This window comes from Kushneria sp. EE4 (assembly GCF_977968315.1).
Window position 1 is genome coordinate 398211 of the sequence record NZ_OZ386212.1, and the last position, 21604, is coordinate 419814.

At 62.2% G+C, this 21604-nt stretch carries 21 protein-coding genes; 14 read left to right on the forward strand and 7 right to left on the reverse strand.

The features are described from left to right. Positions 1 to 56: 56 nt before the first annotated feature. Complete coding sequence (locus tag ACXMYO_RS01855) at positions 57 to 1586, reverse strand: AbgT family transporter (protein WP_457807635.1); 1530 nt, start codon at positions 1584 to 1586, stop codon at positions 57 to 59. A gap of 299 nt (positions 1587 to 1885) precedes the next feature. Between ACXMYO_RS01855 and ACXMYO_RS01860 the strand changes: the two genes are divergently transcribed. Then, the gene (locus ACXMYO_RS01860) at positions 1886 to 2371 is read left to right on the forward strand and encodes a YajQ family cyclic di-GMP-binding protein (protein ID WP_438766410.1); all 486 of its coding nucleotides are present in this window, start codon (positions 1886 to 1888) and stop codon (positions 2369 to 2371) included. Positions 2372 to 2428: 57 nt separating this feature from the next. Here ACXMYO_RS01860 and ACXMYO_RS01865 read toward each other — a convergent pair whose 3' ends face one another. Next, entirely contained in the window at positions 2429 to 3379 is a 951-nt protein-coding gene (locus tag ACXMYO_RS01865) for a lysophospholipid acyltransferase family protein (protein WP_457807636.1), read from the reverse strand. Between the two features lie 232 nt (positions 3380 to 3611). Between ACXMYO_RS01865 and ACXMYO_RS01870 the strand changes: the two genes are divergently transcribed. After that, positions 3612 to 4952: an MFS transporter gene (locus tag ACXMYO_RS01870; protein WP_438766412.1), complete on the forward strand. Its 1341-nt coding sequence runs from the start codon at positions 3612 to 3614 to the stop codon at positions 4950 to 4952. 12 nt (positions 4953 to 4964) lie between these two features. On the opposite strand, the gene ACXMYO_RS01875 is transcribed toward ACXMYO_RS01870, so the two are convergent. The 5 genes from ACXMYO_RS01875 to ACXMYO_RS01895 form a co-directional block, all read right to left on the reverse strand. Then, entirely contained in the window at positions 4965 to 6566 is a 1602-nt protein-coding gene (locus ACXMYO_RS01875; protein ID WP_457807637.1) for a diguanylate cyclase domain-containing protein, read from the reverse strand. 2 nt (positions 6567 to 6568) lie between these two features. After that, complete coding sequence (locus tag ACXMYO_RS01880; protein ID WP_438766415.1) at positions 6569 to 7000, reverse strand: hypothetical protein; 432 nt, start codon at positions 6998 to 7000, stop codon at positions 6569 to 6571. Positions 7001 to 7010: 10 nt separating this feature from the next. Continuing rightward, entirely contained in the window at positions 7011 to 8156 is a 1146-nt protein-coding gene (locus tag ACXMYO_RS01885) for a porin (RefSeq protein ID WP_457807638.1), read from the reverse strand. 189 nt (positions 8157 to 8345) lie between these two features. Then, positions 8346 to 9071 carry a 2OG-Fe(II) oxygenase gene (locus ACXMYO_RS01890; RefSeq protein WP_457807639.1) on the reverse strand — a complete coding sequence of 242 codons (726 nt, stop codon included), beginning with the start codon at positions 9069 to 9071 and terminating at the stop codon, positions 8346 to 8348. Continuing rightward, a complete protein-coding gene (locus ACXMYO_RS01895; RefSeq protein WP_457807640.1) occupies positions 9068 to 9733 on the reverse strand; it encodes a CoA pyrophosphatase in 666 nt (221 codons plus the stop codon). The genes ACXMYO_RS01890 and ACXMYO_RS01895 overlap by 4 nt, the downstream gene beginning before the upstream one ends. 81 nt (positions 9734 to 9814) lie before the next feature. On the opposite strand from ACXMYO_RS01895, the gene ACXMYO_RS01900 reads away from it, so the two are divergent. The 12 genes from ACXMYO_RS01900 (at position 9815) to lpxL (ending at position 21512) form a co-directional block, all read left to right on the forward strand. Then, the gene (locus tag ACXMYO_RS01900) at positions 9815 to 10390 is read left to right on the forward strand and encodes an NUDIX hydrolase (protein ID WP_457807641.1); all 576 of its coding nucleotides are present in this window, start codon (positions 9815 to 9817) and stop codon (positions 10388 to 10390) included. 152 nt (positions 10391 to 10542) lie between these two features. Next, positions 10543 to 10908, forward strand: coding sequence for a cell division protein FtsB (ftsB, locus tag ACXMYO_RS01905; protein WP_438766425.1), 366 nt, complete (start codon positions 10543 to 10545; stop codon positions 10906 to 10908). Continuing rightward, positions 10905 to 11648, forward strand: coding sequence for a 2-C-methyl-D-erythritol 4-phosphate cytidylyltransferase (gene ispD / locus ACXMYO_RS01910; RefSeq protein ID WP_457807642.1), 744 nt, complete (start codon positions 10905 to 10907; stop codon positions 11646 to 11648). The genes ftsB and ispD overlap by 4 nt, the downstream gene beginning before the upstream one ends. A gap of 19 nt (positions 11649 to 11667) precedes the next feature. Beyond that, a complete protein-coding gene (gene ispF, locus ACXMYO_RS01915; RefSeq protein ID WP_438768364.1) occupies positions 11668 to 12153 on the forward strand; it encodes a 2-C-methyl-D-erythritol 2,4-cyclodiphosphate synthase in 486 nt (161 codons plus the stop codon). Further along, entirely contained in the window at positions 12150 to 13208 is a 1059-nt protein-coding gene (gene truD / locus ACXMYO_RS01920; RefSeq protein WP_457807643.1) for a tRNA pseudouridine(13) synthase TruD, read from the forward strand. Before ispF ends, truD begins: the two co-directional genes overlap by 4 nt. A gap of 70 nt (positions 13209 to 13278) precedes the next feature. Further along, the gene (gene surE, locus ACXMYO_RS01925) at positions 13279 to 14055 is read left to right on the forward strand and encodes a 5'/3'-nucleotidase SurE (RefSeq protein WP_115854846.1); all 777 of its coding nucleotides are present in this window, start codon (positions 13279 to 13281) and stop codon (positions 14053 to 14055) included. A 167-nt stretch (positions 14056 to 14222) separates the two neighbouring features. After that, a complete protein-coding gene (locus tag ACXMYO_RS01930) occupies positions 14223 to 15188 on the forward strand; it encodes a DUF368 domain-containing protein (protein ID WP_438766429.1) in 966 nt (321 codons plus the stop codon). After that, entirely contained in the window at positions 15185 to 16291 is a 1107-nt protein-coding gene (locus ACXMYO_RS01935) for a peptidoglycan DD-metalloendopeptidase family protein (RefSeq protein WP_457807644.1), read from the forward strand. Before ACXMYO_RS01930 ends, ACXMYO_RS01935 begins: the two co-directional genes overlap by 4 nt. A gap of 110 nt (positions 16292 to 16401) precedes the next feature. Continuing rightward, a complete protein-coding gene (rpoS, locus tag ACXMYO_RS01940; protein WP_457807645.1) occupies positions 16402 to 17382 on the forward strand; it encodes an RNA polymerase sigma factor RpoS in 981 nt (326 codons plus the stop codon). Between the two features lie 304 nt (positions 17383 to 17686). Further along, a complete protein-coding gene (locus ACXMYO_RS01945) occupies positions 17687 to 19294 on the forward strand; it encodes a TolC family outer membrane protein (protein ID WP_457807646.1) in 1608 nt (535 codons plus the stop codon). Between the two features lie 30 nt (positions 19295 to 19324). Then, the gene (alr, locus tag ACXMYO_RS01950) at positions 19325 to 20479 is read left to right on the forward strand and encodes an alanine racemase (RefSeq protein ID WP_457807647.1); all 1155 of its coding nucleotides are present in this window, start codon (positions 19325 to 19327) and stop codon (positions 20477 to 20479) included. A gap of 106 nt (positions 20480 to 20585) precedes the next feature. Next, entirely contained in the window at positions 20586 to 21512 is a 927-nt protein-coding gene (gene lpxL / locus ACXMYO_RS01955) for an LpxL/LpxP family Kdo(2)-lipid IV(A) lauroyl/palmitoleoyl acyltransferase (RefSeq protein WP_457807648.1), read from the forward strand. Positions 21513 to 21604 lie beyond the last annotated feature (92 nt).

A 21604-nucleotide genomic window follows, 5' to 3' on the forward strand; every position in this document is an offset into this window, starting at 1 on the left:
AGTACTCCTTTCATGGCAAGGCAGATCATGACCTGCCACCGATATAAACCAGCGACTCACATTCGACCGTAAACGCCCGGACCAAAGGGCAGTCCCAGCAGATAAAAGCCCACCAGCATGACAATCCAGATGCTCAAAAACGCCAGGGTATAAGGCAGCATCAGCGAAATCAGCGTGCCCAGCCCCGCCTCACGGTCGTATTTGCGGATAAAGGTCAGCACCACCACCATGTAGGGATTAAGCGGCGAGATGATGTTGGTCGAGGAGTCCGCCACGCGGTAGGCCATCTGGATAAAGCCCGGGTGGTAGCCCAGCTGCATGAAAAGCGGCACGAAAATGGGGGCTTCCAGCGCCCACTTTGCCGACCCCGAGAAGATCAGCAGGTTCATGAATCCGGTAAAGAGGATGTAGCAGATGATCACCGGCAGTCCGGTAAAATTGATCGAGGTGAGCATCTCGGCGCCGTTGACCGCCAGCCAGCTGCCGATGTGGGTCCAGCCGAACCAGGCAATGAACTGCGAGGCGGCAAAGATCAGCACGATATAGCCGCCCAGATCGCGCATGGCCTCGGCCATGCGCTCCGAGACGTCCCGGGAGTTTTTGATTTTGCCGGTGGTCACGCCGTAGGCCACGCTGACCGCGATGAAAAAGAGCAGGATGATCGGGATGATGCCGGAGAGAAACGGCGAGGGGATCAGTCCGCCGTCGTCGTTTTTAAGCGGCGAGTCGGGCCAGAGTACCAGCGTGGCCAGACCGCCCAGATACAAAAGCGCCGTAATGCCGGCGTTGCGCAGCCCGCGCCCGGCATTGACCGGCTCGTCATGTTCGAGTCGTTCGACATCGCCCTGGTAGGTGCCCAGCCGCGGCTCGGTAATGCGCTCGCTGATCTGGGCGGCGACCACCGTCAGTACCACCACCGACAGGCAGTTGAAATACCAGTTGTCGACCGGGGTCACCACCATTTCGGGGTCGATCAACCGCGCGGCTTCGGTAGAGATGCCGGACAGCAGCGCATCGGTGCCCACGATTAGAAGGTTGGCGGTAAAGCCGGCGCCGGCACTGGCAAACCCCAGCGCCAGTCCCGCGACCGGGTGGCGCCCCAGGCCGTGATAGACCATCGCCGCCAGCGGCGGCAGCAGGATCAGCGAGGCATCGGAGGCCACGTTCATCATGATGCCGGTAAAGGCAACCGTGTAGGTCACCAGTTGCGCGGGTGCGGACATCACCGTGCGGCGAATGAGCACGTCCAGCAGGCCGATCTTTTCGGCAAGACCGATGCCCAGCATCATCGACAGTACCAGCCCCAGCGGGGCAAAGCCGGTGAAGTTGGTCAGCATCGATTCCAGAATGAAGCGCACGCCCTCACCGGAGATCAGGCTTCGAATCGGCTGGGTCTCGCCCGTGGCCGGCAGCACGACGCTGGCTCCCACGGCGGCGAAGATGATGGAGGCGACCAGCACGAATACGGCCAGTGCGACAAACAGCATAAAGGGGTCGGGCAGGCGATTGCCCAGGCGTTCGATGGCGTTGAGCCAGCGTGTCGAGCGGCGCTGGGCCCGCCCGGGTTGTTGCGTATCGGCAACCATGCGGGAACTCCCGAGTAACGTCTTATTGTGTGCCGTTTGATACCGGCGATTGTTATCGGTGACCCGAGTCTGACGTGCGTTACTTTTTATTGGACGTGTCGGCCACGTCAGAACACCAGGCCATGACACTGTAAGGGAAAGCGGTGTTCGATCGATAGCGGTCGCTGCGTTTGGCCCGATATCAAGTGCCATGTCCTGCCGACCTGCCGCCTTGAACACGAAAGCCGCCTCGGATGAATGGGCCTTGCCCCCGGAGTCGGCTAGAATCAGCCCTTTTGGTGTATTCAGGAGACTAGGCCATGCCCTCTTTCGATATCGTGTCCGAATTCGACAAGCACGAAGCGACCAACGCCGTGGATCAGGCCAACCGCGAGGTGCAAACGCGCTTTGACTTTCGCGGCGTGGCCGCCAGTTTCACGCTGGAAGGCGAAAAGGTGTCGCTGGAAGCCGATGCCGACTTTCAGCTCAAGCAGATGCTCGACATCCTGCGCGCCAAACTGATTGCCCGGGGCATCGATGCGCGCTGCATGGACGAGCAGGAACCCGTGCTGTCAGGCGTCAAGGCGCGTCAGGAAGTGCAGCTCAAGCAGGGGCTGGAGCAGCCCGACTGCAAGGCAATCGTCAAGCAGCTCAAGGAGTCAAAGCTCAAGGTGCAAAGCGCCATTCAGGGCGACAAGGTGCGCGTGACCGGCAAAAAGCGCGATGACCTGCAGCAGGCCATCGCGCTGTTGAAAAGCGAGGAGGGGCCGGATTTGCCGCTGCAGTATGACAACTTCCGCGACTGAGTCAGGCGCCGGGCAGCGGCGCCTGAAAGGCTGCATCGGGCCAGAGGTGGGGCCGGGTCAGAGCTTGCGCCCGCTGCGCCCCTGTTTGTAAAACCGACGCTCGCGCCAGCCGGGCGTGTTCTCGCGCTGACCCGGCGTGCGGCGGTAGCGCTTGTACTCCCACTGATACTGCATGGGATCCAGCGCGATGGCGGTCTCAACACTGGCGTTGACGCCGCGCGCCGAGAGCGCCTCGTCTTCCTGGGCGTAGACTCGCTCATCGGCCTTGATAAAGTGGATGTCAAAGCCACGGCGATCCTCGCGCCGTTTGGCCACGCCCGTGACCACGCGCGCATCGGTACGCGAAACCAGTCGTGGCAGCAGGGTGGCGGTATAGGCGGGATAGCCGAAAAAGTCGGCAAACTCGCCGCTGCCCCAGTCGGGCACCTGATCCGGCAGAATACCGATCGCCTCGCTGCGCTTGAGCGCCTTCAAAAGCGCCGCCACGCCGCGAGAGGTGGTGGGCACAAGGCTTGCGCCCATGCGCTCGCGCCCGTTTCGAATGACCGGGTCCAGCGCGTCGATCTTGGGCGGCTCGTACATGGCCGTAAACGGAAAGTGGCTGGACAGCCAGAAGTTAAGGATCTCCCAGTTGCCAAAATGGGGCGCCAGCACGATCACGCCACGGCCCTCGGCGCGCGCCTCATCGAGCAGTTCGCGGCCGTGTACCTCGACAATCGATTGTTCCACGGCGTCAGGGTCGCCCTGCCAGGCAAAGCCCAGCTCCATCATGGTGGCGATCGAATGGCGCAGGCTGTCATGAATCTGCGCTCGGCGCGCCTCGTCGCTGACCTCCGGGAAGGCCTGGCGCAGATTCATGCGCGTGACGCGGCGTTCGCGTACGCCGATCAGGCTGTAGACGGGTTCGAACCTTGAGGCCAGCTGCCACAGCGTATGCGGCGTGCGTCGTGAGAGCACTTGCCAGAGACGCATGATAAGGCGCGCCTGCCAGTTGTCTTTCATCGTCATTGCTACGCTTTGGTGGTGTCGAAATCGACGGGGAGTATAACCAGTTGAATCCGCGGCTTCATGGTCGGATGGCGCGCCCTTTTCTTAAAAGGCGCCTAATCGACTGCCCTGAACCATACCTTCCTGTCAGGGTGGAGTGCGAGCGCCCCGGTAGTGAAAGACGCCGACTTGTGTATGGTGGAAGAGGCGTTGCGCCCGGACCCATTCACATCGACCACCCTGTGAGGAAGATATGGCTCGTCCACTGCTGACACTGATCCTGCCGCCGCTGCTGGGGCTTTTCATACTGGCCCTGGGCAACGGGTTTCTCTCGACTCTTGTGACGCTGCGCCTCGATAACGCCGGCGCCTCGGTGGAAACCATCGGCTGGGTGTCGTCGGCCTACTACGTGGGGCTGGCGCTGGGGGCGGTGTTCAACGATCGGCTGCTGCTGCGCATCGGCCATATTCGGGCCTACGCCTGCTTTGCCTCGCTGGTGGCGGCGGCGGCTCTGGCCCAGGCGCTGTGGCTGGATGCGGGCTGGTGGTTTGCCATGCGTCTGGTGGGCGGCTGGGCCACGGTGGGGGTCTATCTGGTCATCGAGAGCTGGCTTTTGACCAGCAGCGATTCGACCCGCCGCGGTCAGATTCTGGCCTTTTACATGATTTCGCTCTACGCCGCGCTGGCGCTGGGCCAGCTGCTGCTCGGGCTTTTCGAGGCCCCCTTTGATGCCACACCCTATGTGGTGATCGGCATGCTGGCAACGCTGTCGGTGCTGCCGCTTGGCATCATTCCTCGCGTGTCGCCGCTGCTGGAACACGCCGTGCCGCTGCCGCCATGGCGGCTGGTGCGTGTGACGCCGACCGGGGTCATGGGCGTTTTTGGTTCGGGGCTGATCGTGGCGGCGCTCTATTCGCTGTTGCCGCTGTATCTGCAGCAGTCGGGGCTGTCGGTCGAGCGGCTGGGGCAGTTCATGGCGGTGGTCATTGTTGGCGGCATGGCGCTGCAGTACCCCATGGGACGCTGGTCGGACCGCCACGACCGCCAGATTGTTCTGATTGTGCTGGGCATGGCCCTGATTGCCCTGTCACTTGCGCTGCCACTGGCGGCGGCCATCAGCGAGCTGGCGCTGGGTATCGTGCTGTTCGTGTTCGGGGGCGTGGCGTTTTCGCTCTACCCGGTGGCCATGAGCCACGCCGCCGACCGGGCGCCGCCGCAGGCGCTGGTGGGCATGAGCCAGGGGCTTTTGCTGATCAACGCCGTGGGCTGCACGCTCAGCGCGCCGATGCTCACCGGCATCATGGGGCAGACCGGGGGCAACGGCCTGTTTTACGGTTTTGCCATTATCTCGACGATCATGGCGCTTTTTTTCATGTGGCGTCGCAGCGTGCGCCCGGCGCCGCAGCCGGTGGCGCCCTTTGCGGCTCACCCGGTGCAGTCCGTGGTGGGGGCCGAGCTTGAAGTGACCGAAAAGATGGTGGCCGGTGCCGAGACCCAGGCAGAAAAGGACGAGGCCGAAGAAGCCGCGCATGAGGATAACGCGCGCTTTGACCGTGAAGCGCACGGCGATGCGGGTGCGCGGCCGTTGTCCTGACGCCTGAGATGCTCAGGGATCAAAAGGGAGGGTCGGGTCGTGCAGACGCCAGGTATTGCGGCCTTCCCGCTTGGCCCGATACATCGCCCGGTCGGCCAGCTGCACCAGGGTCTGGACGTCGCCGGTATCGCTGCCCAGTACCGCAATGCCGATACTGATGCCTACCTGTACCTGCTGTCCGCTTTCAAGCGTCAGGGGGCGGTTGATGCTGTCGATCAGCCGCCGGGCCAGAGCGTCCAGCTCGGTCCGGGGCGTTCGATGATCAAGCATCAGCACGAATTCGTCACCACCCAGCCGCGCCGGGTAGTCATGCTGGCGTGATATATCGCGCAGCATATCGGCAATCTGTCTGAGCACCTCATCGCCGGCATGGTGGCCATACACGTCGTTGACCTGCTTGAAGTGATCAAAGTCGAGCACCATCAGCGCATGCTGATGATCGGGTTGAAGGCGCTGATAGCGCTGGATCAGCTCGAGGCGGCGCTCGAACCCCAGGCGATTGCCCAGCCCGGTCAGCGGGTCCGTTACGGCCAGTTTTTCAGCCGTCTCGGCGGCGCGACGGCGCTCGGTAATATCGTGCGCCACGCCCTGCAGACGGCCCTCTTCCAGACGGCTGACCATGACACTGGCCCAGCGCCGGTGAGCGCCATCGCCCACGGCCATTTCCCACTGGCGGGCGCCGTCCCGATGCGCCCGGCGCCCGGTCAGCTCCTGGATAGTCGGCGCGCCTTCACCGGCAAGGCTTGTGAACACGATGGGCGGGTCGCCAAAATCCGGCGTTTTACCTTCCAGAAACAGACGCCAGAAGGCTGGATTGGCCGACAGCAGCTGCCCCTGACCGTCCAGCTCGAAAATGCCGGCCTCGACGTTGTCAAACAGGGTGCGATAGCGTCGCTCCTCGATTTCCCGAGCCAGCCGCTGACGGCGCTCCTCGCTCAGGCTGTTGACCAGCCGGTCGATCATGGCGTTGACGCTGAGTACCAGCCGGCCGATCTCGTCCTTGTTGTGGCCGCTGGGCGAGGGCAGTTTCTGGCCCGTTTCTGCCTCAAGGGCGTGAAGCTTTTGGGAAATGTCGCTGATGGGGCGGGTGACGAAATAAAACACCACCAGAATTACACTTACCCCGATCCCCAGAAGCTGCAGGATGAGGGCGCCGGACAAAAACCGCGTGGCATCATTAACCATGCTGTCGATCCAGTCCTGGTCCGGTACCAGGGTCAGCTCACACACGCTCTGGCCCGGCTCGAAGGGCGAGTCGATCGTTCGTGAAAGCGGGGTGCCGCTGTCGTGATGGCTGGCCGTGACGCGCTCGGCAAGCGTTGTACCATCGCCACGAAGCAGCCGCGCCTCGCGCACGATGCGATTGCTCAAAAGTCCCTGGGTGACCTCGCCGGCCAGCTGGGCATCGTCCAGAAAACAGGCAATCTGGACGGTGCGCTCGACCGTGGAGATCAGGCCTTCAAGGCGCATCTGCTGGATCTGCTTTTCGGATTCGCCGCGCAGGTGCACCGCCGTCAGCAAAAAGGCCACCCCCAGAACGCCCACGATGACCACGATGCTGGCGGCCGCCCGCAGGGCCAGACGACTGCGAAAGAGCCTCACAAGGTGTTTCATGGCTATTCACTCAGCGTTAATAAAACGCGCATGTGAGGCGGCATATGGGCGGCATCGACATAGCCGAGCGCATTGCTGTTGTGCGTGACGATGTCCACAACGTCATCAAGCGTGGCTGCCTGCTGTGGCGGCGAGGCGCGGCCTGAAAAGACCAGCCTGGCCCAGTAGGAGTTGATCTCGGCGACGTCTTTCTGGACCAGCGCCCTGTAAAAGCGCGCCTTGAGCGGGGCCTGGTCGATCGGCAGGGCCACGCTGTTGTTGGGCAGTCGGCGATAGCGGCCCATGAAGATATTAACCGCCTCGCTGTGGCTGATCTGATGGACCGGGCTGGCATCGTTGATGACGATGGCAATGTCGGCCCGGGCCGTGGCCGAGGTGGCGATGATAAGCATAACCGTTGTGGTCAGGCGCATAAGGCGCATATGGCGGGTCATGGAGATATCCTTAAAAGATGAAATCCAGCCCGAGGCTGACAAGATTGGAGTGATCATCCTTCCAGCCGTCGTCGTAGCCGCGCCACAGGAGCCCGGGGGAGCGGGTATGGATGCGGTCAAACTGGGCCTTGAGCGCCAGGTTGGTGGCCACGTCGTAGCGAAGGCCCAGCGACCAGGTGTTCTGCTCGATTCTTGCATCGAGTGGATCTTCGCCGTCGTCATGCGTTCTTATGCCCGACAGCATGGCGTAGGGCGTCCATTGGTTCATGCGCCATGCCGCGGAGACAAAGCCGGTGTCCAGCCAGATGTCGCCTCCGGCAAAAAAATCGCGATTCCAGATGGCCTGAAGCTGCAGGGGACCCGAGCTGTAGGCGGCGCCCAGCGAGTAGACCTGCAGCTCGTCAAAGCCGCTCAAGCGGTTTAAATAGTCATTGGCGTTGACGTTTAGAAACTGGCCGATCAGGTCGGCATCGTCACCGCTGAAACTGACATCCGATTGAATCCGGGTATAGCCGGCGCGAAACCGCCACGGCCCTGTCTCGTAGTTGAGATGGCCGCCAATCACGCTGTGGGCATCAAAGTCGGCTTCCAGCGCATCCGACATGAAAAACCGGCTGTCGGAGGTGCCGGCAAAAAAGCGCGCCCAGGCCAGATCCTCGCCGACCGGGCGCGTGAAGGTGACATCGGCGCCGTCGATATAGGTCAGCTGCAGTACACCAAAGTGGTCGACCGGCGGGCGGACCCAGGGGTAGGCGTAGCCGACATAGCGCGACTCCGAGAGCAGATCGACATCCCAGCCCAGACGGCCGACGCGCATCTGCAGGCCCGGATCAGGGGCATAGCGCACAAAGGCCAGCATCAGTTCGGGGCTGAAGTCCCCCGAGCTGTGGTACTGGCTCATGCCCTGTACCACGGTGTCGAGTTCGTCGGTCAGACGCACGCTGGCCTGCAGCCCCAGACGCGTATCGGTCCGGGCGCTCCATCCCTTCTCGGCGCCTTTGGGCTGGCCGGTGTCACGTACGAAATCGGCCCTGCCCTGATCGCTGTGGATGAGCCCCAGCGTACCGAAACCGCTGAGCGTTACCCGATCACCTGCAAGGCGAGTCTGCGCCTGAGCGCCGGCACTGCACGCAAGCAAAAAAGCCGTCAGCAACATGAGCAGGAATTTCATCAGGGTGCGATCTCGGAGGAGAAAAGAACTCGGGCAACCCCTGCTGCTTTCAAGGCTTTCGGGGTTGCGATCATCCCCTGATGTCGGCCTCGGGGCGCCGAACTTTAATGATCGTCGGTATTCAAGGGAGAGGGCACCGTCCGGGCGACGGCGCGTTCGGTGGACTAGAAGAGGCTAGCGGGCCGGGTCGACCACACCGTTGACCGAGGCGTTGCGCCGAAACCAGCCGGCGATGCTGGCCCGCGGCAGTCGGGTCGGCAGCACTTCATGAGGCACGGTGTCCGATAAAAAGCAGGCCAGGGTGCCGGCCTCGGGAAGCACCCGAGTCATTTCGCGAATCGAGGCGTCGGGATCAAAGCCGTTCGGCCCCTGCTGCTGGCTCTCGAACAGTACCATCTCGCCGCCGCCATCAGCGGGCCAGTCGCGATTGAGGTAGGTCACCGTGGAGATGACCCGATTGGCACGGCCCTGAAAGCTGTCCACATGACGCTTGTAAAAGGCGCCCGGTGGATAGCGGGCAAAGTGGGCTTCGAACTCGAAAAGACCGATAAAAAGCGAGCGATTGATCTGGCTGCGAAGTTCGTCCAGGCGCTCGAGATAGACCTGCTGTGCCGGACTCTCGCGGTTCAGCCAGCGAATGGCGTCCCCGCGAATGCTGGTGGCCAGCTGGTGCTCATTGAGCCGGCCGATGCCGGCGCTTGCCAGGGCGTCACAGGCTTCAAGACGTTCGAGGTCCGCCAGCAGGGCATCGATCAGGGGCGGGGAGAAGAAGTCGCGCTGGTAGCTGAAACCCTGATGGATCAGATCCTCGATAAGCGTATCGATGCGCTCGGAGTCCAGCGAAGAGGCGGCCAGTAGCGTACGATACTGGCGGTCGAAATCATCGACAACAGTGCTCATGGCCGGTGCCTGCGTGACGGTCGAGGGGGAAGATGGCGAAGGGTCGAGGTTTCAGGGTATCGATCAAGCCCGATATCCACCTGAAAGGCCACGTTTAAAAGCTCGACCACCATCATCGCTGACAGCCCCCAGAGCGTGTGCTCCAGAATCGTGTAGCTGGGCACGTACCAGCGCTCGTCGTCATCGTAAATGACGTCGGTATGCTCGCGCGGGTCGGTCATCAAACGGGCCAGCTCGACTTCGAAAATGGTATCGATTTCGTCGGGACTGGGCGTCAAGGGCACGCCGGGTTCGATCAGCCCGACAAAGGGCGTCACGATCATGCCGTTGGCGGAAAAGCGATCGGACAGCCGGCCCAGCAGACGGACCTGTCCGGGCGGCAGGCCGATCTCTTCAAAACTTTCGCGCAGGGCGCAGGCCTCAAGGCTGTCGTCTTCGGGGTCCATCTTGCCGCCGGGAAAGGCGACCTGACCGGCATGAGAGCTCAAGCGCGCGTTGCGCCGCGTCAGCAAAAGCGTTGGCGGGTCATGGTTGATGATCGGCATCAGCACGGCGGCGCGTGGATGGCTGCCGCCAAGCTGCGTCGGTCGATAGTCCTTGAGTCGATGTTGTGCCGTCAGCAGCATAGGGGACACCGTCCAGCAGAAAGACCAGCGTGTCATGGCACAATCGCCAATCGACACATGAGGTGATCAGACGTAGTGTAAAGCGTTCGGTCACTCGCCGTAAGCGACGAGGAAAGCATGAATTTTTGCAGCCATTGCGGCGCGCCGGTGCGCTTTGCCATTCCATCGGACGACGATCGTCCGCGCTATCTATGTGATAACTGCGGCACCATCCACTATCAGAATCCACGCATCGTGGCCGGCAGTCTACCCGTTATCGGTGATCGGATACTGCTGTGCCGCCGTGCCATCGCCCCGCGAGAAGGGTGCTGGACCCTGCCGGCCGGGTTCATGGAAAACGGGGAAACCACGCCCGAGGCCGCCATTCGCGAAACCCGCGAAGAGGCCTGCGCCGAGATCGAGCTGGGCGGGCTTTATACCATGGTCGATCTGCCCCATATCAATCAGGTCTACATGATCTATCTGGCAAGACTGCGCGATGATCAAACGCCAGCCTTTGCGGCGGGACCGGAAAGCCTTGAAGTGTGCCTTTTCCGGGAAGAGGACATCCCCTGGTCCGAACTGGCCTTCTCGACCATTACGAAAACCCTTGAATGCTATTTTCGCGACCGCGCCCACCTTGAGCACCAGGCGCTCGACGTTCAGCGCTTGGATCTCTATTCGCTGCACGCCGATGTGATCCGGCGCTGGTAGCGTGAAACGGGGCACACCTGCCCCGTTGCAACGAGGCAGGATTTTCACGTTTGTCCGTGCCCTGGCGTGTCTGCTGGACGATCCACGGCCTGATAATGGCATAATTGCGGCTTTCCCGAGGGCCGCTTCGGCCGACAACGATATAGATCACGATGCTCAAATGGATTTCAATCGCGCTGGTGGTCGTGCTGGCGGCGCTGCAGTATCAGCTCTGGCTGGGTGATGGCGGCCTTCTGGAGCACAGTCGCGTCAAATCGCGCGCCGATGAGCTCCAGCAGAGCAACCAGCTGCTGACCGACCGCAACGACCGTCTTGCCGCCGAAGTGGTGGATCTGAAAAACGGCCTTGATGCGATCGAGGAGCGCGGGCGCAATGACCTGGGCATGATCCGCAACGATGAGCAGTTTTTCTGGGTGCCCAGTGAAAAGGCCAGCCGTAACCCCACGCCCGTGGCCCCGCCGGGGGCCGACCAGAGCGCCGATGAAGCCCGTGACGAGCTGGCCGGGAGAGAGCCATGAGCGCCCCGCAATGGTTGATCGTACCGGCGGCCGGCCGCGGTACTCGAATGCGCGCGGCCTGTCCCAAGCAGTATCTGCTGCTCGATGATGCCGCGGTGCTGGCGTGTACGCTCTCGCGGCTGCATGAGGCCTTCCCGGAGACGACCCTGCTACTGTGTCTGGACAGCGAGGACCAGTGGTTTCATGAGTCCATGGTGCCCTTTGAACGCTGGCAGCGCCTGGACGGCGGCGATGAGCGCGTGAACTCGGTGCGTGCCGGCATTGACTGGCTGACCGATCACGCCCACAGCGATGACTGGGTACTGGTCCATGATGTGGCGCGCCCGTGTGTGACCGTAGCGGATCTGCACCGTTTGATGGACGCCATCGGGGATGACCCGGTGGGCGGGCTGCTGGCGGCACCGGTTACTGACACCCTCAAGCGTCAGGACAGCGACCAGCGCATCGATGAAACCGTGCCGCGTCAGGGGCTCTGGCGCGCCCTGACGCCGCAGGGCTTTCGCTATGGCATTTTGCGCGAGGCCTTTGACAGGGCCGCAAGCGACCGATTTTTGATGACCGATGAAGCCTCGGGCGTCGAGCGGCTGGGCCATGCGCCGCTGCTGGTCACCGGGCGAAGCGACAACCTGAAAATTACCCATCCCGAGGATCTGGCGCTGGTCGCGCAGATTCTGCGTGCCCAGCAGGACACATCCCGGTTATATCTTTCGGACAAGGAACCCGGCCATGAGCCTATCTGACCCTTCCATGCTCGCCCGGCTGCGTATCGGTCACGGCTTTGATGTTCACCGCTTCGGCGAGGGCGATCATCTGATGCTGGGCGGGGTGCGCGTGGACTTCGATCACGGTTTCGTGGCGCACTCCGATGGCGATGTGGTGCTGCATGCGTTAAGCGATGCGCTGCTGGGGGCGGCCGCGCTCGGCGATATCGGTCAGCACTTCCCCGACACCGACGAGCAGTGGCGCGGCGCCGACAGTCGCGCGCTGCTGCGTCACGTGGTGTCGCTGATTCAGCGCGAAGGATTTGCCCTGATCAACGTCGATATCACCATTCTGGCCCAGGCACCCAAAATGGCACCGCATATCGGCGCCATGCGAGAGGTCATTGCCGAGGACATCGGACTGGCGCTGTCATGTGTCAACGTCAAGGCCACGACCACCGAAAAGCTCGGGTTTACCGGCCGTGGTGAGGGCATTGCCGTGGAAGCCGTGGCGCTTTTGATGCGCCATGACGAGGCGGCATGACACAAAACGTGAGCGAGGCGCCGGAGTCGCCGCTGCCCGACTGGGCCAGAAGCCTTGGCACGCCGCCGCACTCAGGGCGGTTTCGTGAATTCCCCGAAGCCTTTCGGGTCGAAGAGCAGATGGCCTTTACCCCCGAAGGGGCAGGCGAGCATCTCTGGCTGCACTGTGAAAAGCGCAATCTGTCCACGGCGCAGCTGATTCGTCATCTGGCGCAGTGTCTTGAGGTGGCGCCGCGCGATATCGGGGTCAGCGGTCTCAAGGATCATACCGCGCTGACGCGTCAGTGGGTGTCGGTCGCGCTGACGGGTCGTCCCACCCCTTTGGATCTGGCCGAGCAGGTCGAGATGGAGGGGTTGCGGCTTCTGGACGCTGGCCGACACCCGCGCAAGCTGCGTCGCGGCGTACATCGCGCCAATCGCTTTGCCCTGTATGTCACCGGCGAGGCCGTCACCCGGGGCTCGCTCGAGACGCGCTGGAACGCGCTGGTGGAGCGCGGGGTGCCGAACTATTTCGGCCCGCAACGCTTTGGTCATCAGGGCAGCAATCTCACGCGTGCCAGAACTCTGATGGCACGTGGCTGGAAGAAAAAGCAGGACCGGGATGGATTTTTGCTGTCGAGCGCGCGCAGTTTCCTGTTCAACCAGGTGCTGGCGGCGCGTATCGAACAGGACAGCTGGTCCAACGGGCTGGAAGGCGATGTTTTCAATCTTGAAGGCAGCGCCAGCCAGTTTGCCGGGCAGGCGCTGGATGAGCAGCTGCGAGCGCGGCTGACGGCACTGGATATTCATCCGACCGGCCCGTTGTGGGGGCGAGGCGAAAGCAGTGTCGGCGGTGAGGCGCGTGATCTTGAGCGCGCCATCGCTGCCGAAGAGTCAACGCTTGCCGAGGGCATCGAGAAGGCCGGTGCGACCCCCATGCGCCGTCCCCTGCGGCTTTGTCTTCAATCGCCGGCGCTCGAGTATGAAGGCGAGGGCGTCTGGCTGTATTTTTCCCTGGCCCGTGGAGGATTTGCCACGGCCGTGCTGCGGGAGCTGTTTCAACACCCGGCGCTCTAGCGCGTCGGGACAATGGCCTGGATCGGGGTCATTTCATCCATTTTCTTACTGACATGAACAGGGACGTCCAATGCGTAGACTGCTTCTATCCAACGATGACGGCGTTCATGCGCCGGGGCTCAGGGCGCTGCATGACGCGCTGGTGGATCAGGCCAGACTGCGGGTCATTGCCCCGGACCGCGACCGCAGCGGGGCGAGCAACTCGCTGACGCTGTCCTATCCGCTGTCGCTGACGCCGCTGGACAGCGGGTTTTACAGCGTGGATGGCACGCCGGCGGACTGTGTCTATCTCGGGGTGAGCGATATCTTCGATGAGACGGTGGACATGGTGATCTCCGGCATCAATCACGGCGCCAATCTGGGCGACGACGTGCTTTATTCCGGCACTGTGGCCGCCGCGATGGAAGGCCGCTCGCTGGGGCTTTCCGCCATTGCCATGTCGCTGGCGGGTCATCAGTATTTTGAGACAGCCGGCCGCGTGGCCGCAACGCTTGTCAGCGCGGTCGAGCAGCTGGCCCTGCCGCCTCGCAGCCTTTTGAACGTCAACGTGCCGGATGTGCCCTGGGAAGAGCTCAAGGGGTTTCGGGTGACCCGACAGGGCCAGCGTGGCCAGGGCAGCCAGCCGCTGCGTCTGCAGGATCCGCGGGGGCGTACCCGCTACTGGATCGCGGCCTCCGGTGCCAGCGCCGATATGGGCGAGGACACCGATTTCGCCGCCATCGAGGCCGGTTATGTGTCGATTACACCGCTACAGACGGATCTTACCCGCCACGCCTCGATCAGCGATGTCCACGGCTGGCTTGAGGCGCTGACCAGTCAGCGCCACCAGTCCGGGGACCTGCTCTGATTCACCCCTGGTGAACACCCCGGGGCAGACAGCTGCAAGGGGCGATGCGATACTCGCGCCCCTCGAATCGACAGGGACATGACAGGCACCGACTCCGGGTCAGTGCCGCTTCCCTGCAAGCATCCCGCGTCGGTCTTTGTGCCGCCCATTTATCTGGAGTAGAACAAGTGAAAAGGCATGTAACGCTTTTTCTGAAAGGCATGGGCATGGGGGCTGCGGATTCCGTGCCCGGTGTGTCCGGCGGTACCATCGCGTTTGTGACGGGCATCTATGAAGAGCTGATCGAAACCATTCGCCGGTTTGGTCCGAGTGCCATCGGCGCGCTGCGCGAGCACGGTCTGAAGGGGCTGATCGTCCATCTCAATCTGGGCTTTCTGATCCCGCTGCTGGCCGGTGTGGCCGCCAGTGTACTGAGTCTGGCCCATGTAGTGAGCTATTTGCTGGAACACCAGACCCTGCTGCTCAATGCCTTCTTTTTCGGGCTGGTGGTCGCCTCGGCGATCGTGGTAGCACGGCGGCTGGATCGCTGGCGACTGGTGTTTCTGGTGCCGCTGGCACTGGGGGCGCTGCTGGCCCACTTTCTACCGGCGCTACTGCCCAGCGGCGGCGGCGCGCTGATGCTGTTTGTGGCAGGTGCCATCGCAATCAGCGCCATGCTGCTGCCCGGCGTCTCCGGCAGCTTTCTGCTGTTGACCATGGGCATGTATCACACCGTGATCGACGCCATCAAAGCGTTTGATCTTGTGACCATGGCGCAGTTTGCGCTGGGCTGTCTGCTGGGGCTTTTCACCTTTTCACGCGTGCTGTCGTGGCTTTTCAGGCATCACTACTCCACCACGCTGTATCTTCTGATCGGCTTTATTCTGGGGTCGTTGCCGGTGCTCTGGCCCTGGCGGTCGCTGGAAAGCTATACGATGTCGCCGGATGGCGAGGTGGTGCCACTGCAGTACCAGCTGCTCTCGCCGGAAGCCTATACGGCCGTGACCGGTGAGCCTTCGCACCTGTGGATGGCGCTGGCACTGGCGCTGATTGGATTTGTGATGGTAGTGGCCGTGGGAGAGCGCTCCGGTGCGGCCTCGTCACGGATATCGACAGACAGTCAATCAATGTCAAAGGAGCACGACAGGACATGATTCGATTTCATCCGCGCATGCGCCAGGTCACCCTGGGCAGCAGCGTTGTACTCATGGCGGTTCTGGGAGGCTGTGCCCAGATCAACAATCCTCCGGCCGTGGAGGATGCCTCGTTCAATCAGAGCTCGATGGCCAGCGGGATCTATCACGTCCAGCGTGGCGATACGATCTACTCGATCGGCTGGAAAACGGGCATCGATTTTCGTCGACTGGCGTCGCTGAACAATCTCGAGCCGCCTTACGCCCTTGAGCCCGGTCAGGCACTGCGACTCAACGACAGCGTCAGTGCGCCGTCGATGTCTTCTGCCTCTGCGGCCTCGTCCGCTGGCGGCAGCGGTACGCATGCCACAGCGCTCAGCGGTGCCCCGGGCAGTGACAGCGGTGGGGGCGATGACAGCTGGCTGTCACCGGATGAGGGCACCATCAGTCGCAATCAAAATACCGGTAGTGCGTCGGGGACGACGTCTCAGGGTCAGCTCTCCCAGAGCGCCGTGGGTGCTGCCACCGGCGTAGGCGCAGCGGCCGGCAGTGCCGCCGGCAGCAGCTCTGCAGGCGGTCAGGGCAGTGACAGCGGCCAGGGTTCCGGCGACAACAGCCAGCGCCCGGCACCGTCACAGGGCAGCGGTTCATCGTCTGCATCCGGCAGCGGACAAAGCGACACCGGCGGTGCAGCCGTTGCCGGCAAAACCACCAGCGAAGACCGCTCCGATCGCACCTATACGCCTACCAGTAACATCAAGTGGCAGTGGCCCACCGAGGGCAATGTCGTGGGTGATTTCGGGGACAAGACAAATCTCACGGCCGGGATTGATATTGCTGGTCAAAAGGGGCAACCTGTCAAGGCAGCCGGCCCCGGTATTGTCGTCTACGCCGGTGATGGCGTTCGCGGCTATGGCAATCTCATCATCCTCAAGCACAACGATCACTTCCTCAGCGCCTATGCGCATAATGACGCCTTGAACGTCAGGGAAAACGACGTTGTTCGTCAGGGTGAAACGATCGCCACCATGGGCTCGACCGACGCGGATAGCGTCAAGCTGCACTTTGAAATACGCCAGGATGGCCAACCGAAGGATCCAATGCAGTATCTGCCGGATCGCTGAGGCACCAGGGAGACCGCTCATCCCTATCGAGATGAGCGGTGTTATGAGACCCGGGGAAGCATCGACAGCGTCGATGAAACGGGAACCTCAAACGAAAAGGGGAAGTCGATATGAGCGTGGTTGAACAGGGATTGCACGACGACGTTGAAGTGGAAGAGAACGAAAACGAGCTGACGCTCGATGATAATAATGACAAGGAAGTGAACAACGAAGACGCGTTCGAAAAGGCCCTGAACAGGGAAGAACGCCAGCAGCATCAAAGTCTTGATGCGACCCAGATTTATCTCAACGAAATCGGATTTTCACCGCTTCTGACACCGGAAGAGGAAGTCCATTACGGCCGTCTGGCGCGCAAGGGTGACCCCGCCGGTCGCCAGCGCATGATCGAGTCCAACCTGCGACTGGTCGTCAAGATCGCACGGCGCTATCTCAACCGGGGTTTGACCCTGCTCGACCTGATCGAAGAGGGCAACCTGGGGCTGATCCGTGCCGTGGAGAAATTCGACCCCGAGCGCGGTTTTCGCTTCTCGACCTACGCCACCTGGTGGATTCGCCAGACCATCGAACGGGCGCTGATGAATCAGACCCGCACCATTCGTCTGCCCATCCACGTGGTCAAGGAACTCAACGTCTACCTGCGCGCCTCGCGCGAGCTGACGCAAAAGCTCGATCATGAGCCCACCGCGGATGATATCGCGGCACATCTGGACCGTCCGGTCGAGTCGGTCAAGCGCATGATGGGGCTCAACGAGCGCGTCTCCTCGGTGGACTATCCGGTTGGCAGCGAAAACGACAAGCCGCTGCTGGATACGCTGGCCGATGAAAACGAGGCCGGGCCGGAGTCCGATCTGGTCGACTTTGACGTCAAGGCGCATGTCGATGAATGGCTCGGCGAGCTGACCGAAAAGCAGATGGAAGTGGTCGTGCGTCGCTTTGGTCTGCGCGGGCATGAAGCGGCCACGCTGGAAGAAGTCGGCGAAGAGATCGGCCTGACCCGCGAACGCGTTCGCCAGATTCAGGTCGAAGCGCTCAAGAAGCTGCGCCGCATGCTCGAAAAGCAGGGCCTGTCGCTGGATGCCATCTTTGAGTAGGCCACGTACGGCCTGATGTGGCCGGCCAGCCTGTCCTCCGCCCGGGGCGGAGGGCAATCGGAAACGGCGCCAATTCTGGCGCTGTTTTTTTAATCAAGGAGTCTGTCACGCTGCATCGACGGACATCTCTTGCCTTTAAACATTCAGGAATGTATGTAAAATCCTGCAATGTGCTAAGCTCGCCGCCCCACAAGGTAGCCGCACTGTCGCCGTAACAGTGTGTTTGAAAGTGCCACAGGGTTGCCAGCCGGTCACAAGAGGCTGACCAGAGACGGCATAACCGTTTTAGACAGGGAATCATTTGATGCGTAAGTTCAGAGTACTGCCACTGGTGCTTGCCGTCTCGCTCGCGGGCCAGGCTCAGGCAGCTGACCTGATGACCATCGCGCGCGATGCGCTGGTCAACAATGCCGATCTTGCCGCTTCAAGGTCAGGCTACAGCAGCGTACAGGCCGGTGAGGACATTCAGCGGGGCGATCTGCTGCCCCAGGTCAGTGCCAGTGGCAACGTCACTCGCTATAACATTACCTCCTCCCAGAGCCGCGATATCAGCGGGGCAGGCACCGGGGCCGGGGCAGGCGTCGACGATGGCGTTCTTGACGCCGGCGGTGGCGGTGATGACCACTACACCGGCACCACCGTACAGGTACAGGCCACTCAGGCCCTGTTTGATGCCACCAACTGGTATCAGCTGGAAGCCTCGAAACGCCAGACGGCTCAGGAAGCCTTGAATCTGCGCGTCGATCGTCAGCAGCTGCTCTACAATGTGGCTCAGGCCTATTTTGAAGTGCTGCGGGCCAAGGAGCAGCTCGACACGCTGCGCGCCGAAGAGCAGGCCGTCGACCGCCAGCTCGAGCAGGTGCGTCAGCAGTTTGATGTGGGCATCGTGGCCGCCACCGATGTCTATGAAGCCCAGGCCTCCTATGATCTGACGCGTTCGCAGCGCATCTCGCAGGAAAGTACCCTGCAGGTCAATTTCGAGGCGCTCGAGCAGCTGACCGGCAAGCAGTATCCCAGCATCGATGGCCTGGCCGATGACATGCCCATCGAGCGTCCAACGCCTGCCAGCCAGCAGGCGTGGGTCGAGATGGCCTCCAGTCAGAACCTGGATCTGCTGGCCGCGCGTGCCGCCGTTGACGTGGCGCGAGCCAATCTGGACACCTCGCGTGCCGGCCATCTGCCGGTACTGTCCGCCTTTGCCAACTATCAGTATGGCGACAGCAACCAGGACAATCTGCGCGGCCACAACGAGCAGAACCAGATCGGGCTGGAAGCCACCATCCCCATCTATACCGGCGGCTCTACCAGCGCGCAGGTCCGCCAGAGCACCTTCTCGCTGGAACAGACCCAGTACCAGCAGGAATCCCAGCTGCGCACGGCCGTTCAGCAGGTACGCTCCTACTACTCCCGGGCACTCAACAACGTGTTGAGCGTGCAGGCGCAGCAGCGCTCCATCGAATCCAACCGCAGCGCGCTGGAAGCCACGCGCAACGGCTATGAAGTCGGTACGCGCAATATCGTGGACGTGCTGCAGGCCCAGCAGAATCTCTTTACCGCGATCTCCAACTACGCCAATGCGCGTTATGATTACGTGCTCAACATGCTGAGCCTTCGTCAGGAAGCCGGCATTCTCGATGTCGATACCCTGGATGTGCTCAACAGCTGGCTGCGCGCCGACCAGGCCGTCTCGCTGAATTTCCAGTCGCAGGGCACGACCGGGCTGGGCATCGGTGACGATCAGCCGGACCCCGGCATGAACGGCCCCAGCCCGCTGGAGGGAAGCCAGGGGCGCAGTGGTCAGCGGGAGCTGCCGCCGCCCAATCGCACCGCCATGCCGGACAACAGCGACCTCAATGGGCTGGGTCGTGGCGGCATGGGGCGCGACATGCCCGGCGGCAGCAACGGCTACTGATACCCATCCTTTTGCACGGGGCGTAATCACATGAGGCCGCTGACAGCGCATATCGATCTGGATGCGCTGCGTCACAACTACCGTCAGGCATGTCGCTATGCACCCGATGCCCGGGCCATGGCCGTGCTCAAGGCCAATGCCTATGGGCATGGCAGTCTCGAGTGTGCCCGCGCGCTGCGTGATCTGGCGCCGGCCATGGCAGTGGCCTGTCTGAAAGAAGGCCAGGCGCTGCGCGACACCGGCATTGCGTGCCCGATCGTGCTGCTGGAGGGCTTTTTCGAAGCCGATGAGCTTGATGAGATCATCACCGGCGGTTACTGGAGCGTTTTGCATACGCACTGGCAGGTCGAGGCCCTGCTGGACCGGCTCGAGCGCTGGCCGCATCACCATGTGACCGTTCTGGTCAAATGCGACAGCGGCATGCATCGACTGGGTTTTGCCCCCGAAGAGGTCAGCGCCATCTGTCGCCGCCTGCGCTCGCATCCGGGGGTCGAGCAGACGCTTCTGATGACCCACTTTGCCACCGCCGACACCCCCGACAGCGCGCTTCTGGCCTCTCAGCTGGATACCATCAATACCCTGCGTCGTGAGCTTGATCTTCCCGGCTGCTTCGCCAACTCGCCGGCCACTCTGAGCGTGCCGGCAGCCCGCCATGACTGGGTGCGCCCGGGGGTCATGCTTTATGGCGTCAATCCGCTCGCGCCCGAACAAATGCTGCATGGCGAGATCGACCGGGCCTTGAAGCCGGTCATGACGCTGGAAAGCCGAATCATCGCCATCCGCGAGCTGGCCGCCGGCGAACCCATCGGCTACGGCGCGCGTCATGTGACCGACCGGCCCACGCGGGTCGGGGTGGTGGCCTGTGGCTATGGCGATGGCTATGATCGACACGCCCGAGAGGGCACACCGGTACTGGTGCAGGGTCAGCGAGCCATGATTGCCGGACGTGTCTCGATGGACATGCTCACCGTGGACATCACCGGCATACCTGACGCCGATATCGGCTCCCGCGTGACCCTGTGGGGGCGCGACGCCAGTGGCGCGATGCTTGATGTCAGCGAGGTGGCGAGCTGGTGCGATACCATCGCCTATACGCTATTGACCGGTATACTGCCGCGAGTGCCGCGCCGATATCATTACAATGACGCCCCTGATGATTCATCCGATACTGACGCACTGTCCTGAGCCGCTGTTGATGGCCGGTGTCTTGTCCCGTGATCTCTTATAGTGTCCGCAGCGTGGTGTTCAAGCGCCATCGCGTCTGCCCGCAGGAAGTGATACAGGCTGATTGATGAGTAAACGCAAACGTCACGAATACCCCGAGTCCTTCGCGCATCCACGCTACTGGCCGACCTGGTGCGCGATCGGTCTGATGCGCGTGGGGGCCTTTCTGCCCTGGCGACTCAAGCTGTGGGTCGGGACCGCCATCGGCGAGCTGGTCTGGCGCTTCGTCAAGCGTCGTCGCCATATCACCGAGACCAACCTGCGCCTGTGCTTTCCGGAACTTGATGAGCGCGAGCTATCAACACTGGTACGGCGCACCTTTCATGCCAACGGTATCGGCATTCTGGAGACCGCCACCGGCTGGTGTCGCGACCCCGAACACCTGCGCCACCGCGTCAGTTTCAAGGGCACCGAGCACATGGAAGCGGCGAAGGCCCGCGGCAAGGGGGTGCTGATCATCGGTATTCACTTCTCGACGCTGGATCTGGGCGGGGCGCTGCACTCACTGTTTTTCGATGCCGACGTGGTCTATCGCCCGCACAACAATCCGCTGTTCGAGCGCTTCATGACGAAGGCGCGCCGCGGCATCTTCGGTGCGGCCATTGATCGTCATGACCTGCGCGGGGTGGTCCGGCGCGTCAAGAGTGGGCACGCAGTCTGGTACTCGCCGGATCAGGATTTTGGTCGCGAGGCGAGCGTCTTCGCGCCGTTTTTCGGCATTGATGCCGCCTCGATTCGACTAACCTCCAAGATCGCGCGAATGACCGGCGCGCCGGTGATGCCGCTGATGTTTCACCGCAATCCGGACAATCGCACCTATACGCTTGAGTATCTGCCGGCGCTGGAAAACTTCCCCAGCAATGATGAAGTGGCCGATGCCACTCAGGTCAATGCCTTCATCGAGGCGGCCATTCGCAAGCATCCCGAGCAATATCTCTGGCTGCACCGGCGCTTCAAGACCCGTCCGGAAGGGGAGGCGTCCTTCTACGACTAGCGTGGTTTTTGATGTGAAAAAGGACGTGATGCCAGAGACGTCATGAAAAAAGGGCCACCCCGCCGGGGTGGCCCTTTTTAATGCTGCGCTAC